Below are 15,887 nucleotides of genomic sequence, written 5' to 3'. Positions count from 1 at the left end.
AGTATGGAGCCGGGTGAGGGGCCCTGTCGGAGTCGCATCGTTCAGGCTGCGGCAGAGACACCGGTGACCGTGTTCCACACGGCGAATCGGTAAGTCGTCTCGCGTCGCCATTCGGAAGCGGTGAGCAGGTGTCGCCGCGCCTGAAAGTGCCCCGCGATGCCGCCGAACGCCGAGAGGAACCGCTGCGCCTGCCCGGGCGAGGCGAACCGTTTCATCCCCCGCTCGCGTCGTCGCGTGGGCCAGAACAGTGCGTCCCATTCGGCGCGGGCTGCGCGGGCGGCGGTGGGCTCGTGCAGCTCGTTCCCGCTGGCGAGGGCAACCAGGGCCTCGGCGAGCGTGAAGACGGACACGCCGTGACTTCGGGCCGCAGTCACCAGTTCGTCGAAAGCGTCTGCGGCCTCGATCCGGCGGGTCCCGATGACCGCCAGAATCCGCCGATCCCGTTCCGGGACGTGCGTCGCCGGCGGGACTGTCGTCGCTCCAAGGCCCGTCAAGGCTTGGCCGGAGAGACCGAACGCCTGCGGTGAACGACGTCCGTAAGCCGTGTGCGGGAGAACCGCATACACGGATTGACGGGCGGGAGCTGGGGCCGGAGCACCTTGACCAAGGTGACGAAGAAGAACACCGAGCGGGAAACCGTTCTGCTCATTGGCTTCCCGACCTACAGTCAGGATCTGCCACCGCGCCAGCTCGCGCCCCTGCACTCCTCGAGTGCGCATCGCCCTCCGCTGGAGCCTCTATCGATCGGGTGCTGCAGTCAGCGGAGAAATTCTGCTGATTCGTCGTCTCGGAGAAGCTGTGCGAGAACGTCGAATTCGTTGAACAGGTTCCACTCTTCGATGATGCGACCGTCGGCGATGTACAACTGGGTAATCCCCCAGAGGTGAGCTCGACGTCCTGTCGGTGTTCCGTAGAACCCGTAACCGCGGTGCGTTCCGGTGCCGGTCCACCGCACACAGACTCGGTAGCCGTCGCGGTCGTTTCCCATCCAGTACACCTCGTCGACGGCTACCCCGAGGTCGGGGAACGTCGAGAGCAGCCCGCGGGCGAAGGCGCGGACGTCGTTTCGGCCGCGTCCTTCCCGGTTTGTTGTGCCGTGGAAGAGGACGGTGGGGGAGTATGCCTTGTTGATGGCGCTGAAGTCGCGCCGGTTGAACACGTCGTGGAACAGTGCGCGCACCATGTGCTCGACATCGAAGCCGGTGCGGGTGCTGGCCTGCGGGTAGGGCAGTGGTTTGCGGCCCCCTGCCAGCCGGGCGACCTCGGTGTAGTCGCGTTCAGTCAACGGCGCGGTGCCTCCGTTGTTGCCGTAGGCCCGCGCGGCGTCTACGACGTCGATGCCGAGCTGTTTGAGCTTGGCGCCCATGTTGTAGAGAACCCATTCCTCGACGATCTCGTTCTCGCGCACGAGACAGTTCGCGATAACCCAGGTTTCGAGTTTGCGGCCGGTCGCCGGCCCCCATTGCCACGGTCCGGTGTGGTGGCCGATGTTGATCGCCCGGTGGGAGGTGACGAATCCCTGCTCGTCGTCGCCGGCCCAGATCACGTCGTCGGAGTACACGCGCAGATCGGGGAAGGCGTTGATCGATTGGATAGTGCCTTCCACCATGTGTTCGACACCGAAAGCGAATCCGCTGTCGTTCGAGACCCGGCATCCGGGGGCGTAGGTGTCGTAGATGTAGCCCACGTCCTGGTCCTCCCAGATGCGATGGGTGATACGGACGATGTAGTCGACGATGTCGGTGTACTGGTCTTCGAAGCCGCGCATCGAGTGTCGACGGTCTCCGGTGGGATAACCGGGCATGTCCGCGCCGTTGGCGGGTCGGACGGCGATGTCGAAGTTCGGCGGCATGATGCGAGTCGAACCGGATTTCGCCGTCGTCGGAGCGGCATTGCCGTTGGTAGCCGTTGCAGCGATGGCGGACGACTGGTCGTCAGTCTTGGGCATGGTGAGTGTCCTTCGAGATTATGGTGATGAGCGCGCGCTGCGAGCGCGCGCTGGTCGGGATCTACGAGACGCGGTTTCGGTCGCATCGTGCAGGGTCACCGGACGAAAGCCGATCTGGGGCGGCGCCGTCGGCGGTTGGTTGGTTGCTCAACCGAGCAGTCGTGCCCCGGTGACCGGGTGAAAAAGGTGCGTTTCGGCCACGTTGCGGAGACCGACCCGTACCGTCTGACCGAGACGGGGCGGCGTGCGGCCGTCCACGCGCACGTTGACCCGATGTGCCCCGGATGTGCTCAGAACGGTGCCGTAGATGTAGGCGTCGGCGCCGAGTTCTTCGACCAGTTCGACAGCGAGGTCGAATCCGTCGTCGGCTGGCCCGACCAATTGCAGTGCTTCCGGCCGAATTCCGAAGGTGACGTCATCCAGACCGGAGACGGCGGACCGGGGAACGGGAACGATGAGTTCGCCGAACTCGACGCCCACCGCGGACACCGGCACCGTTGTCAGGTTCATTCCGGGCGAGCCGATGAAGGCCGCGACGAAGGCGTTGGCCGGCCGTTCGTAGAGTTCGCGCGGGGTGGCAGCCTGTTGCAGGATGCCGTCCTTGAGTACCGCCACCCTGTGCCCCATCGTCATCGCCTCGACCTGATCGTGGGTGACGTACACGGTGGTGGTGGCCAGCCGTTGCTGCAGAGCCGCGATGTTGGCGCGGGTCTCGACACGGAGTTTGGCGTCGAGGTTGGACAGCGGCTCGTCCATCAGGAATACCGATGGATCGCGGACGATCGCGCGTCCCATTGCCACTCGCTGCCGCTGGCCACCTGACAATGCCTTGGGCTTGCGATCGAGGAATGGGGTCAGGTCGAGCAGGCGGGCCGCCTCGGCCACCTTCTGTTTGACGACCGTTTTGTCTTCACCGCGGAGTTTGAGCGCGAAGCCCATGTTGTCGCCGACGGACATGTGGGGGTACAGCGCGTAGGACTGGAACACCATCGCGATGTCGCGGTCCTTCGGTGCCACGGCGGTCACCTCGCGTCCGCCGATGGAGATTCCTCCCTCGTCGATATCCTCTAGTCCGGCCAGCATGCGAAGGGCGGTGGTCTTGCCCGAACCGGAGGGGCCGACCAGGACGAGGAATTCGCCGTCTTGGATCTCGAGGTCGAGCTGGTCGACCGCGGCGATGTCGGTGCCGGGGTAGCGGCGGGTGGCGCTGTCGTAGCTGACGGTGGCCATGTTATGCCCTTCCTGAAGGGGTCTGCGGTGGGTCGACGGAGCGGTTTCGGGTGGTGCCGCGGGCGGTGTCGAGGACCACACGGTGGTCGGCGATGCTTGCGAAGGCGCGCGCCGGGGCGTTGCTGCCGAGCGCGGGCGGGAACTGTGCGGTGGTGAGACGGCTTGTGCTGGTCGTGTGATGGGGTTCGCCACTCATTCCGCGCGTCGAGAGGAGGGTACGAGGGGTGCACCTCTTCGTGTCGGTGGTCATCGGTCGAGTTCCCGAATCTCGTCTGCGGTCTCGGCGAGCTTGCCGGGGACGTCTGCGCCGTTCGCCATTTCGTTGACGGTGACGGCGAGGATGTCCATGATGCGTGGCCAGTCGAGATTCATCGGTATCGCCCGCGCCGATTGCAGAGTGTTGTACTGAATCTGGGGAAGCCCTTGGTTGGCTGCGTTGACCTGCGGTTCGAGCATGTTCGAGTTGTGGACCGTGATACCGGTGGTGGTCGCCGGATCGGTCTTGTCGAGGGCGATCTCACGTTCGGTATCGGCGTGGGTGATCCATTTGACGTATTCCCATGCCGCGCCTTGGTGCTGGGAGGTGTTGAGGACCCCGGTGAGCCAGGTGTAGGCATAGCTCGCCGGGTCCTGGCCCGGGAAACCAGGTAGCGACGCGACTCCGACGTTGCCGCCGAGTTCGGGGGCAGCCTTGCCGGGATTGGTGAAGTCTTCGAGGTGCCAAGACCATGTCAGCACGGTCGCGGCGTTCCCCTTCAGGAAATTGGTCGTGGACTCGAGCTCACCCCAGTTGGTGGACTCCGGCGGTGTGTATCCCTGGCGCATCGTCTCCAGATACTTCTGCGTGGCGGCGACGGCTGCGGGACTGGTGAACGCAGGGGCTCCGCTGTCGTCGAACAGTTCGGCTCCGTTGCTCCACAGCATCGTCAGCCAGGTATAGAGGTCTTGGCCGTTGTTGCGGCTGAACTGGCCGGCGAGCGGATTCTTGTCGGTGCGGTTCTTGATCAGCTCCAACTGCTGGTAGTACTCGTCCCAGGTGGTGGGCGGCTCCAGGCCGAGTTGGGCGTAGATGTCCTTGCGGTAGAAGAGGTTGTAGGAGAATCCGCGAAAGGGCAGACCGTAGGTGGCCGTCGGGTCGCCCGCGCTGGCCGCTTCGCGGAAGGGTCCGGAGTAGTCGTCGAGGGTGATGCCGTCATTCTTCATGACCTCATCGAGGGGCTGGACGCCGATCTTCAGCGAGGGCCCCCAAGCGTCGGGCCAAATCAGAACGTCGTAGGTGCCGCCGCCGATAGCACTTTCGGCGACGATCTTCTGCAGGAACGCGGCGTAGGGGATGTTGGACCATTCGACGGTGATGCCGGTGCGTTCGGTAAATTGCTTCGTCCGCTCGTTCAATGCGGCGAACTGCGGCACCGCGGTGCAGCAGGTGAGGAAGCGGATGTGGGTTCCCTCGTAGGGTTTGCCTTCGAGGAGACCGAGTTCGTCGACCGGCCCGGATTTGACCTGGGATGCGAAGTCCTTGGTGATGGGACCGGATCCGCAGGCAGACGCGAGTAGTGCGAGTACGAGGGCGATTGCGGCCGGAACGAGGCTCCGGAGGCGAGGAGTCTTTCGGGTCATTTGACCGCTCCTAGTGTCATGCCCTGTGCGAAGTGCTTGCGGACAAGGGTGGCGAGGATGATCATCGGAACCATCACGAGCAGACCGGCCGCCGCCATCTGACCCCACTCGACGCCGTCGGGTTGATCGAGCGTCATCAGAGAGACGGGCAGGGTGATGGCGTTGGCCCTGGCAAGGAAGGTCGGGAAGAGGAATTCGTTCCAGGACAGGAGGAAGGCGAAAACCACCGAGACGAAGATCCCAGGGGCGGCGAGCGGGGTGATGACGCGCCACAGCAGCATCAGCTGCCCACATCCGTCCAGTCTTGCGGCCTCCTCGACCTCGATGGGCAGTCCGTCGACGAACCCCTTGAGCAACCAGGTGTTGTAGGGAACGACGATCGCGAGATTGGTGACGATCAGGGCGAGGTGGGTGTCCAGCAGGCCGAGATCGCGGAACATCGTGAGGAAGGGGAGGGCGATCGCGACACCCGGAATGAATTGGGTGGCCACGATTCCCAGAAGAACGGACTTCGCACCGGGAAACCGGTACCGGGAAAACGCATAGGCGGCCAGCAGGGCCAGCGGTACCGAGATGACGGTGGTGATCACCGCGATGATGATGCTGTTGAACATCGGGTGCACCAGATCGTTGGCACCACCGATGATTCCGCGAAAATTGTCCAGTGAGGGGCGGAAGAGGATCGAGGTGGTGAATACCTCCCTCTCCGGCTTGAACGCGGTCAGCGCCAACCACAGGATCGGGAACAGCACGAAGAACAGGATGACGAGCGTGGCGAGTAGCCGGGCGACCCCGAGCGCGGTCTGCTTACCGGTCTTGCGGGGCCTGCGCCGCTTGAGTACGGCGGGGCGTGTCCGCGCGCCTTCGCGGTCGAGTGTGTCGGTCATTTCGACTCCTGCCTTCCCATGAGCCAGAGGTACCCGGCGGCGAGGGCCCCGAGGATCACGACGAGGATCCAGACGGTTGATCGTCATTCACGCGCCGACGGGGTTCGGCAAGAGCACCCTGGCCGTGCAGTGGCGCGACGGGCTGGTGGCGGAGGGGGTCACGGTGGCATGGCTGACCGTTGATCACGACGACAACAATGTGGTGTGGTTTCTCGGTCACGTGATCGAGGCGATTCGGGTCGTGCAACCGAGTTTGGCCGCGGAGCTGGGACAGGTGCTCGAGGAACACGGGGATGAGGCCGAGCAGTATGTCCTCGTGTCGTTGATCGACGAGATTCACGAGAGGGGGGAGCGCGTGGCCCTCGTGATCGACGACTGGGACCGGGTCGACGACGCAGGCACGATCGCCGCCCTGGAATTTCTTCTCGATCACGGCTGCCATCACCTCCAGCTGGTGGTGACGAGCAGGAATCAGTCCAATCTGGCGTTGAGCAGGATGCGGGTACGCGACGAGCTGGTCGAGATCGATCCCTCGGCGCTGCGGTTCACCCCTGCGGAGGCGCAGTCGTTGCTCATCGAATTGGGCGGCATCGAGCTCGGGACCGACGATGTAGTGCGGCTGACCACGACGACAGACGGTTGGGCCGCCGCTCTTCAGTTGGCGGCGTTGTCGCTACGGGGCACGACGGATTCGTCCGCACTGATCGGGCAGCTGACGGGTCGCCATCACGCAATCGGCGAGTACCTGGCCGAGAACGTCCTCGACCGACTGGAACCGCAGATGCTCGACTTTCTCCTCGTCACCTCGGTCCCCGAACGTATCTGCGGCGGATTGGCATCGGCTCTCGCCCAGGTAGCTCACGGACAGGCCATGCTGGAGGAAGTCGAGCGTCTCGATCTGTTCTTGCACGGCGTCGATGAGGGCAAACGGTGGTTCCAGTACCAAACGATGTTCGCCGACTACCTTCGGCGACGGTTGGAGCGTGAGCACCCGGACCGGATTGCTCAGCTCCATAGAACTGCATCCGAGTGGTTTGCCGATCACCGATTGCTCAGTCAAGCCGTCGACCATGCGCTGGCCGCGGGAGACGGCAATCGGGCCGTGGTGTTGGTCGAGGAAGCCGGTACGAATCTTCTAGAACATTCACAGATGTCGACGCTGCTAGGTCTCGTTGCGAAACTCCCGCCGCAGGTCGCCGCCTCGAGACCCCTGTTGCAGATCCTCGTCGCCTCCGCAAACAATCTCCTGCGACGATCCGGGGCCGCGGCAGGTGCGCTGCAACTGGCGGAGTCCGCACTCGACGGCGGTTCTGCGAGCGACTCCGACACTGCAGAACTTCGCGTGATGGCCTCCGTGATTCGGGGCGTGGTGGAAGTCTTCGCCGACCGAATCGACGGTGTGGACGATCTGATCGCGGCGAGTTTGGCGCAACCGGAATCACTGCCACCGTGGGTCGTGTCGACCGCCGCGGACGTCGCATCCTGGGTTGCGCTGTACAGGTTCGACTTCGATGGCGCTCGGCGGTGGCAGGACTGGGCCATCGAGTACCACCTCCGCACGACCGGTCCATTCAGTGCGATGTACGGATATTGCTTCGCCGGCATCGCAGCGCACGAGCAGCTCGACATCGACAGGGCCGAAGAGAGCTTCCGGCAAGCTCTGCACGGAGCGAGAGACCCGGCCGGTACACAGTCCCCTGCATCTCGGCTCGCGGGCGGACTCCTGGGTGACCTGCTGTACGAGCGTGGTGACATCGACGAGGCCGAACATCTACTGGACGAGTGTTACATGCTCGGGGCCGAAGGAGGAGTAGTCGATATCACTCTGGCCGCATACGTCACCGGCTCTCGGATCAAGGCCTTGCGGGGCGATCTCGGCCTCGCGAGCCGTCGCCTGGACGAAGGAGAGAGAATCTCCGAAGCGCACTCGTTGCCGCGGTTGAGAGCGGCGATCACTGCCGAGAGAGTCCGGTGGGGACTCGCCACGCTGTCGCACACGAATCAACCTCGCGGCGGCGCGGTGCAGACGAACGGGATCCTGCAGATCGCTGCAGAATATGAGGAGACATCGCGGCTGCGCGCGCTCATGGCCAGTGGGTCGGGCTCCGATTCGACACTCGCCTCCGCAGGAGCGCGAGCCATGGTCACGAAGTTCACCGAACAGGGCAGACCTCGATCTCAATTGCAGGCCAATCTCCTTTTAAGCGCAGCACTCTCGGCGGAAGGCCGAATCGAAGAAGCGAAGCAAGTCCTCGCCGATGCCGCCGTGAAATGCTCCGAATTTGGCCTGATCCGCTTCCTCGTCGATGGAGGACCTCGGGTTGTCTCCATCCTCACCGCCGTACGGGCCGACCGAGCGCAGGGCGTGGGAAATTCCGAATGGTCGAATGTCTCGACCGCGTTTCTGACCGATGCGATCACCGCCGCTGAGTCAAACGGTGTGCCACCCCTTTAGCTATCGCTTAAAAGGGGGTTCCCCCTGAGTGAGGACGTCGTGAACACCGGGGCGTGAGGGTCCCGGAGGAAGAGATGTCACTGATGGCGATGAAGGTGTACTCGGCGGAGTTCAAGGCCGAGGCCGTCGCGCTGTATCTGTCCTATCCGAGCACACCTTCGAGGGCATCGGCAACGACCTGGGCGTCAGTCGCGAGACCCTGCGCAACCGGGTACGGGCCGAACGCAAACGCACCGGCGCCTCCACGGCCGAGCTCCGGGCCAGCGGGGCGGCGCGGCTGGCGTCCCGGCCAGGCGAGGTACCGTCCGAGTCCGTGTTGGAGGACGAGAACAGGCAGCTCAAGACCCAGATCCGGAAGCTCGAGGCCGAGCGGGAGATCCTGCGCAAGGCCGCGCAATATTTCGCGGGCGAGACGTGCGCCACGAGGCGCTGGGTTGGTCGAGAGGTGGTGAAAGACCGCCTCCCTCGGGTCGTCGCAGTGGCCTGAGTGAAGCTGGGGCAGCCCTTGCCGGGGAACGATGGTCAAGGGTGGCAAGCGGCCCCGACGAAGGCGAGTCGCGCCGGAACTACCAGACGGTGCGGGCTCGCTGAGCAAGGTCAGAAGGTACAGCGCGAGCGAACCAGTGGTAGACGCTCCATAAACGGGAAGCCGGCTCAAACCTGGTGGATATCGGGCCGGTATGCAGCGCACCGAACCTGGGCCGTTCGACCCGGGTTTCGACTCCGAAGCCGTGTGTCTCGAGCGGTGAGGAGGCCGCGCCGAATGTCTGCGGCGTAGGCGCGGCGATGCTGCCGGAGTACAGCTGGGTGCTCCCTGACCGATCGATCACCTGGTGAACGTGGGAACCGCCTTAGTGGAAGGACTGGAAGGTCAGGAGGGAAGGTCGCCGGTGAACACCGACGAACCCGAGCACGTAGCGGGATTGAGAGAACTAGCGCGATTTCAGCCTGGCCGGTTCGTTTCCGGCATCGGATCGGCTTCGAGGCCAGACCTTGACAAGGGTTATGAGCACACTCATAATTGAGTTTACTCGGCTAGGGTGCGGAGTGAAGCTCACGAGATGGACATGGCCAGTGCTCATCGTTCATGGTGACCGTGAACCGATGGTGCCGGTCGCGAATGCCACCGAGGTGGCGCGCCGTCTGCCGGGCGCACAAATGGTTGTACCCAGATTCCGGTCATTGGGGTCGACTTTCCAAACTCACCGCGAGTTCGGCGCCGCCGAAAGGGACTTCCTCTGCCGTGAGCAGCGTGCCCTGCGTCAGCCCGGGTCCATCACCGAAGAAGGAGTATCACGCTATGAGAGCGTTCGTCGTCGACAAGTACAAGGGTCCACTGCAGGAGCGGGACGTGCCCGAGCCCGTAGTCGGGGAGGGTGATGTGCTCGTCCAAGTGCAGGCCGCCGGACTCAATCAACTCGACGAAAAGATCCGGGCGGGCGAATTCAAGCAGATCCTGCCGTACACGCTGCCGCTGATCCTCGGCAACGACGTGGCCGGCACCGTCATCCGGGTCGGCGCGCGGGTACGGGGATTCAAGGCCGGTGACGAGGTATTTGCCCGGCCGGACAAGGACCGCATCGGCACGTTCGCCGAACGTATTGCCGTCGCCGAGACCGATCTGGCGTTGAAACCGGCATCGATCAGCATGGAGGAGGCGGGTTCGCTTCCCTTGGTGGCGTTGACCGCGTGGCAGGCACTCGTCGAGCGCGGCAACGTACAGCCCGGGCAGAAGGTCCTTATCCACGCCGGTGCAGGGGGAGTCGGGTCGATCGCGATCCAGCTCGCCAAGCACCTGGGTGCGATTGTCGCGACCACGGCCAGCGCCACCAACGCCGACTTTGTCCGCGAACTCGGTGCCGACACCGTCGTCGACTACCGCAGCGAAGACTTCGAGCAGGTCCTGGGTGGCTACGACCTGGTTCTGGACAGCCTGGGCGGGAAGAATCTCGAGAAGTCGCTGCGTGTGTTGAAGCCGGGTGGCACGGCGGTCGGGATCGCCGGACCCCCGGACCCGGCCTTTGCTCGTGAGGCCGGGCTGAACCCGATACTGCGCCTGGCGACCATCGCCCTCAGCAACCGCATTCGCCGCCAAGCGCGAAAGCTGGGTGTGAACTACCAGTTCCTCTTCATGCGCGCCGACGGCGATCAGCTACGCCGCATCGCGCACCTGGTCGACACCGGGGCGCTACGTCCAGTCGTCGGACGTGTCTTCCCATTCGATCAGACCATCGAGGCTCTTGGGCGGCTCGAGCCAGGCGGCATCCGCGGCAAATCCGTGATCAGCAACACCTGACCGTACGCACCGACCGGACCAACCATCCCGTCTTTACGCCAATCTCACAGCACGAATAGCACCACCTCACAACACGAACGGCAGTCGACAGCGCAAGGGAACATCATGAACACCAGCAACCACACACCCGAGAACATCACCACCACGTACAGAGACGCTCCGGCACGCACCGTCACCGCGGGCGGAGTCACCTACGCGTATCGTGAGCTGGGACCGAAAGGCGGAATCCCCGTCGTCTTCTTCGTCCACCTCGCCGCGACCCTGGACAACTGGGACCCCCGCATCATCGATCCCATAGCCAAGAATCACCATGTCATCGCTTTCGACAACCGTGGCGTCGGTGCCTCCACCGGCACCGTTCCCGACAGCATCGAGGCGATGGCCGACGATGCCGTGACGTTCATCAACGCCCTCGGCTTCGACAAGGTCGATATTTTCTCGTTCTCTCTCGGCGGCATGATCGCCCAGGACCTCGTCGTCAAACACCCTGAACTGGTGCGCAAGCTGATTCTTGCCGGCACCGGCCCTGCCGGTGGGAGGAACATCGACAAGGTCGCAGGCACCACCTATTACGACACGCTGCGGGCGACCCTGACTCGGTCGGACCCGAAGGAGTTCCTGTTCTTCAACCGCAACGCCACCGGCAAACGTGCCGCGAAAGCGTTCGTGAAGCGCCTCGAAGAGCGCACTGCCGACCGCGACGCATCCATCAAAGTGAAAGCATTTCAGACACAGCTGAAAGCGATCAAGAAGTGGGGCCGGGCAACGCCGGTCGATCTGTCCACGATCACTCAGCCCACCCTGATCGCCAACGGCGATAACGACCGAATGGTGCCCTCGGTACTCTCCGGCGACCTCCACCACCGAATCAAGGGCTCCGAGCTCATCATCTACCCCGACTCGGGTCACGGCGGCATCTTCCAGAACCACGACAAGTTCGTCCCCGCAGTGCTCGAGTTCCTCGCCCACTGACCGGGCACGTGCATCGTGTTCGTGCGCACGAGACACTACGAAGCAGCGCGGTTGGCCATACATCGCGAAACGAGCGGAGCAGTTGGTCGTCGCCGATGTAGTCAATGTGTAGGTAGGCCAGGTTCAGCGTGGCGAGCTCACCGACCAGGTGCCATGACTGAGCCCGCACGTCCACGCCGCCGAGTGTGAACGGCTGCCAGAGTGGGGAACTGGTCACATGAGGGTTGATCGTTTACGTCGATCGGTCAAGGAAGGTCGCCGCAGACTGGAGTCGAGCATGCTAGGCCATCCACGTCGACGAGGGATGGTGCGCGAGGGCGATGCATCTCCAGACCCGGGTGACTATACTCAGAACCGAGCACAGTCAAGAATCTAAATCCGAAGGATTCCCCGTCATGTCAGTCACACCCCGGTCGGTCGGTCGTCGCGAGCGGAACAAGCAGCAAAAGCTCGACCGCATCACCGCGGCCGCTCGCGAGCTCTTCACCGAGCACGGGGTCGACGAGGTCACCACTCAGCAGATCGCGGACAAAGCCGACATCGGTACCGGGACGCTGTTCCTCTATGCGAAGACCAAGAGTGAGCTTCTTCTGCTCGTGCAGAACTCCAGTTATGCCGACGCGCTCACCAGAGGCAGGGTGGCCGCTGAGAGCACGACCGACGTGCTCGAGGCGGTGATCGCGATCGTCCGTCCGGTCGTGGAATGTAACCGAACCCAGATCGACAACGGGCGAACCTATTTGCGGGAAATCGTGTTCGGTGACCCTGAGGAACCCCATCATCGTGACGCGCTTGACCTGACCGTGCAGACCGAGGAAGCGATCGCTGCCGTATTGAACCGCGACGAGAGTGTCAGCGCACGCGATGCAGCCACGTTGGCACACATCGTATCCGCGATCATGCTCCTCAGCATGGCGGCCACGACCAACATCGCCAGCACCGTCGACGACATAGTGCAGGACATCGAACACCAGGTTCGTGTCCTCCTCCAGCACTGAAACCTCGTACAGAATTGAATACCTCCGTAACCGCCTTGCACGTTCCGGGGTTACGGTGCTTGGCGCTGGACTCGAGGAATCCGCTGTGTCCTTCGGCGCCCATGGGCAGGGCCGGGGTGCCTTCGAAGCAGAAGTACGCCACGGCGTCGGAATCGGCGAGTTGGTAGGCGATCTCACGGGTCTTCAAGAGAACGTTGAGGGGGACGACGACGGCGCCCGCCTTGAGAGCCCCGTAGTACATGATGGGAAACCACGGGATGTTGGGGCTGCTGAGGGCAATCTTGTCGCCGGGCTGGATGCCTCGTTCGACCAGTAGGGACTGCCCCGGCTCTGGTTGACACCTGACCTGTGAGGGATCCGCCCTCACGGTGGAAGGATGATCGACATGCCAAAGCCGTACCCGGAGGAGTTCCGCCGCGACGTCGTCGCCGTGGCCCGCAAACGCGAAGCCCCGCTGGAGCAGATCGCGAAAGATTTCGGGATCTCCGAGACTTGCCTGAAGAACTGGCTGCGCAAGGCCGACATCGAGGACGGCACCCGACCGGGCCTCACACGAGACGAATCCGACGAGCTCCGCGAGGCCCGCAAACGTATCCGGCTGCTCGAACAGGAAGCGGAGGTGATGCGCCGGGCGGTGGCCTACCTATCGAGGGACGTCAACCCGTTACCCTTTTCGTAGTCGGAAACAACCCGCTTCCGACCACTGAACTGGACACCTCGGCATGACTACGTCAACCTGTCGCACAATGATCAATTTTGTGATGTCACCGAGGTGGACAGGCGATGAGTGATCGCTGATAGGGGCCGGACCCGCACATACAGGCCGTCGTAACGTGGATGCCGAGACTCACTCGCCACACCCAGCAGTGCACAACATCTCTTTCTCACGAGAGGATGCGATGACCGTCCCGACACACGAACAAATCGAAGTCTTCCTCGGCGTCGACGTAGGCAAGGGACAACACCACGCCGTCGCCGTATCCCGCACCGGCACCATTCTGTTCGACCGGACACTACCCAACGACGAAACCCGCCTCCGCGAACTCATCGGCACACTCACCCACCACGGCCCGACAATCCTCGTCGTCGATCAACCAGCCACCATCGGCGCACTCGCCGTCGCAGTCGCCCAAGACATGGGTATCGCCGTCGGCTACCTCCCAGGACTGGCGATGCGACGCATCGCCGACCTCTACCCCGGCGAAGCGAAGACCGACAAGAAAGACGCCGCGATCATCGCCGACGCGGCACGCACACTCCCACACGCGATCCGACACCTGCAGACGACGGACACACAGGTCGCCGAACTGTCGATCCTCAGCGGATTCGACGACGACCTCGCCATGCAGATCACGGCCACCAGCAACCGACTGCACGGCTTGCTCACCCAGATCCATCCCGCACTCGAACGCGCCATCGGCCGGCACATCGCCCACCCCGCCATCCTCGACCTGCTCGAGCACTACCCGACCCCAGCTCAGATCCGCCGGCTCGGATACGCCCGCCTCGCGACACGGCTGAGCAAAAACGCCCCACGCATGGGAGCAAGACTGGCCGGCGACATCACCACTGCACTCTCCGAACAGAACGTGGTCGTCATCGGAACCAGTGCTGCCGAGACCGTCATTCCTAAACTTGCAGAGCAACTTTCATCACTGCAGCGGCAACGATCAGACGTCGCGGCCAAAGTCGAAGCGCTGGTCGAAGCGCACCCTCTTTACCCGGTCCTGACCTCGATGCCCGGAGTCGGGATCAGGACCACCGCCCGCATCATCACCGAAACCTCCGGCAAGCACTTCGCCACCGCCGGCCACCTCGCCGCCTACGCCGGCCTCGCACCGGTCACCCGCCGATCCGGGTCCTCGATCCGCGGTGAGCACCGATCGCGACGCGGCAACAAGAAACTCAAACGCGTGCTCTATCTGTCCGCGTTCGCAGCCCTGCAAGACCCCGACTCACGCGACTACTACGACCGCAACCGAGCCCAGGGCAAAAGCTACAACCAAGCCCTCGTCGCACTCGCACGTCGTCGCTGCGACGTCCTCTTCGCAATGCTCCGCGACGGCACCACCTACCAAGCCCACCCGCGACCCTCAGCTGCTTGACGAACAGCATAGGGGCACAAAATCCGGCTACACCGCTTCTGGCTACCTAGCCGGTGGACGCGGAGCGTAGCGGGGCTGGGCCGGTGGTACCCCGGATCTGAAGGCTGACCGGGAAGACTCGCTTGCCGGGTTGTTCCGGTGTGTTGTCGTCGAGTCGTGCGAGGAGGAGCTGGACCGCTTCGGCGGCCATGTCCTCGATGGGCTGGTGGATGGTGGTGAGGTTGATCATTGCCCATCGCGCTTGTGGTGAGTCATCGAAGCCGATCACGGACAGTTCGGCGGGTACGGACACGCCGAGACGCGCGGCCGCGTCCAATGATGCGAACGCCAATTCGTCTGTGACGCAGTAGATCGCTGACGGTGGATGATCCATCGACAGCAGTGATGTCGCCATGTCCACGCCGTGCTCGTGAGTCATGGTTGCCCGGCGGATGTAGTGGTCGGGTAGGGCGATGCCGCGGCGTTGGAGTGCGTGCCGGGCGCCGTCTTCGCGGGCGGCACCATTGGTGCGGTCGCGCGGTACCGACAGGATCGCGATGTCGCGGTGACCGAGGGCGGTCAGGTGCTCGATCACCAGCTCGCCGGCACCTTCGTCGTCGGAGAGGACCACTTCGAGAGAGAGGGTGGGATCGTCGCGGCTCAGGAGCACCACTGGGGTGTTTCGTTCGAGAACTCGGCGCACGGTGCGGGATTTGCGGCGAGCGGATACGAAGATCATCCCGTCCACGGTCGCCGGGTCGAGGACGTCCACGCTGTCGACGCCCTCGGGGACGTCCGGGTCGCGTATGAGGGCCATGCGATAACCACGTTCGCTGAGCCGGTGCTGAATGGCGTCGACGACGGTGGGGTAGAACGGCGAGGTCAGGTCGGCGACCACGACACCGATCGCCCGCGCCCGTCGGGTGACCAGGCTGCGAGCCGCCGAGTTGGGGACGTAACCGAGTTCCCGGGCTGCGGCAAGTACCCGTTTGGTCGTCCGCTCGGCGACGGCGGGGTCTCCTCGCATGACACGGGAGACTGTCGACTGGCTCAGTCCCAGGTAGGCGGCGAGATCGACACTGGTTACCACGTGCGGATCATACCCAACGGTGGGCCGGGTTCGGATGACGTCGCCGCGGGCTCCGAGGCCTGGGCGTGGCGCCGTGTGGTCGGCCTCGAACGACTTCGACGGGTCGTCCTCGCACACACCTCGATTGCTGGTGGGTGTGCCTTCCTCGCGGGTTTCATCGGACAACCCCTCCCTCCTCGGTCCGGGATTGGTGTTGCGGGAGTGGGGGAGATTGGCGGCGGGTGCGCCGCGGTCCGGGATTCCCGGCCGCGGCACGCGCGCGGATCGCCGTCGAAGTATGCGCCGGCAACGGCCGTACCTCCGGTTC

The 15,887-nt window shown here is 63.9% G+C and carries 11 protein-coding genes and 3 pseudogenes; 7 read left to right on the top strand and 7 right to left on the bottom strand.

Annotated elements, in window-relative coordinates:
• Window positions 1-41: 41 nt before the first annotated feature.
• From QM841_RS43220 to QM841_RS32295, 5 genes are all read right to left on the bottom strand, one after another.
• Window positions 42-494, bottom strand: coding sequence for a hypothetical protein (locus QM841_RS43220; RefSeq protein WP_349307436.1), 453 nt, complete (start codon window positions 492-494; stop codon window positions 42-44).
• Between the two features lie 263 nt (window positions 495-757).
• The gene (locus QM841_RS32310; protein WP_283335111.1) at window positions 758-1,948 is read right to left on the bottom strand and encodes an ester cyclase; all 1,191 of its coding nucleotides are present in this window, start codon (window positions 1,946-1,948) and stop codon (window positions 758-760) included.
• Window positions 1,949-2,095: 147 nt separating this feature from the next.
• Entirely contained in the window at window positions 2,096-3,178 is a 1,083-nt protein-coding gene (locus QM841_RS32305) for an ABC transporter ATP-binding protein (RefSeq protein ID WP_005256922.1), read from the bottom strand.
• Between the two features lie 246 nt (window positions 3,179-3,424).
• A complete protein-coding gene (locus QM841_RS32300; RefSeq protein ID WP_283335110.1) occupies window positions 3,425-4,798 on the bottom strand; it encodes an ABC transporter substrate-binding protein in 1,374 nt (457 codons plus the stop codon).
• Window positions 4,795-5,685, bottom strand: a complete 891-nt coding sequence (locus tag QM841_RS32295) for a carbohydrate ABC transporter permease (protein ID WP_283335109.1) — start codon at window positions 5,683-5,685, stop codon at window positions 4,795-4,797. The genes QM841_RS32300 and QM841_RS32295 overlap by 4 nt, the downstream gene beginning before the upstream one ends.
• A 76-nt stretch (window positions 5,686-5,761) precedes the next feature.
• On the opposite strand from QM841_RS32295, the gene QM841_RS32290 reads away from it, so the two are divergent.
• From QM841_RS32290 to QM841_RS32270, 5 genes and pseudogenes are all read left to right on the top strand, one after another.
• Window positions 5,762-8,140: a winged helix-turn-helix domain-containing protein gene (locus QM841_RS32290; RefSeq protein ID WP_283335108.1), complete on the top strand. Its 2,379-nt coding sequence runs from the start codon at window positions 5,762-5,764 to the stop codon at window positions 8,138-8,140.
• An 83-nt stretch (window positions 8,141-8,223) separates the two neighbouring features.
• A pseudogene (locus tag QM841_RS32285) lies at window positions 8,224-8,549 on the top strand (transposase); the annotation flags it as partial.
• An 891-nt stretch (window positions 8,550-9,440) separates the two neighbouring features.
• Entirely contained in the window at window positions 9,441-10,436 is a 996-nt protein-coding gene (locus QM841_RS32280) for an NADP-dependent oxidoreductase (protein WP_283335107.1), read from the top strand.
• A gap of 105 nt (window positions 10,437-10,541) precedes the next feature.
• Complete coding sequence (locus QM841_RS32275) at window positions 10,542-11,408, top strand: alpha/beta fold hydrolase (protein WP_283335106.1); 867 nt, start codon at window positions 10,542-10,544, stop codon at window positions 11,406-11,408.
• Window positions 11,409-11,803: 395 nt separating this feature from the next.
• Window positions 11,804-12,406 carry a TetR/AcrR family transcriptional regulator gene (locus QM841_RS32270; protein ID WP_283335185.1) on the top strand — a complete coding sequence of 201 codons (603 nt, stop codon included), beginning with the start codon at window positions 11,804-11,806 and terminating at the stop codon, window positions 12,404-12,406.
• A gap of 67 nt (window positions 12,407-12,473) precedes the next feature.
• Here the strand turns inward: QM841_RS32270 and QM841_RS32265 are convergent.
• Window positions 12,474-12,725, bottom strand: a pseudogene (locus QM841_RS32265) (AMP-binding protein); the annotation flags it as partial.
• A gap of 66 nt (window positions 12,726-12,791) precedes the next feature.
• On the opposite strand from QM841_RS32265, the pseudogene QM841_RS32260 reads away from it, so the two are divergent.
• Together QM841_RS32260 and QM841_RS32255 are read left to right on the top strand one after the other, a co-directional pair.
• Window positions 12,792-13,070 (top strand): annotated as a pseudogene (locus QM841_RS32260) (transposase); the annotation flags it as partial.
• A 235-nt stretch (window positions 13,071-13,305) separates the two neighbouring features.
• Window positions 13,306-14,511 carry an IS110 family RNA-guided transposase gene (locus QM841_RS32255; protein WP_283335105.1) on the top strand — a complete coding sequence of 402 codons (1,206 nt, stop codon included), beginning with the start codon at window positions 13,306-13,308 and terminating at the stop codon, window positions 14,509-14,511.
• Between the two features lie 46 nt (window positions 14,512-14,557).
• Here QM841_RS32255 and QM841_RS32250 read toward each other — a convergent pair whose 3' ends face one another.
• Window positions 14,558-15,745 carry a LacI family DNA-binding transcriptional regulator gene (locus QM841_RS32250; protein ID WP_283335104.1) on the bottom strand — a complete coding sequence of 396 codons (1,188 nt, stop codon included), beginning with the start codon at window positions 15,743-15,745 and terminating at the stop codon, window positions 14,558-14,560.
• Window positions 15,746-15,887: the final 142 nt, after the last annotated feature.

Origin of the sequence: Rhodococcus sp. IEGM 1307 (assembly GCF_030056915.1) — a bacterium.
Classification (GTDB): domain Bacteria; phylum Actinomycetota; class Actinomycetes; order Mycobacteriales; family Mycobacteriaceae; genus Rhodococcus_F; species Rhodococcus_F opacus_D.
The sequence above is the reverse complement of the archived record's forward strand: the minus strand, read 5'-3'. Positions and strand labels throughout refer to the sequence as shown.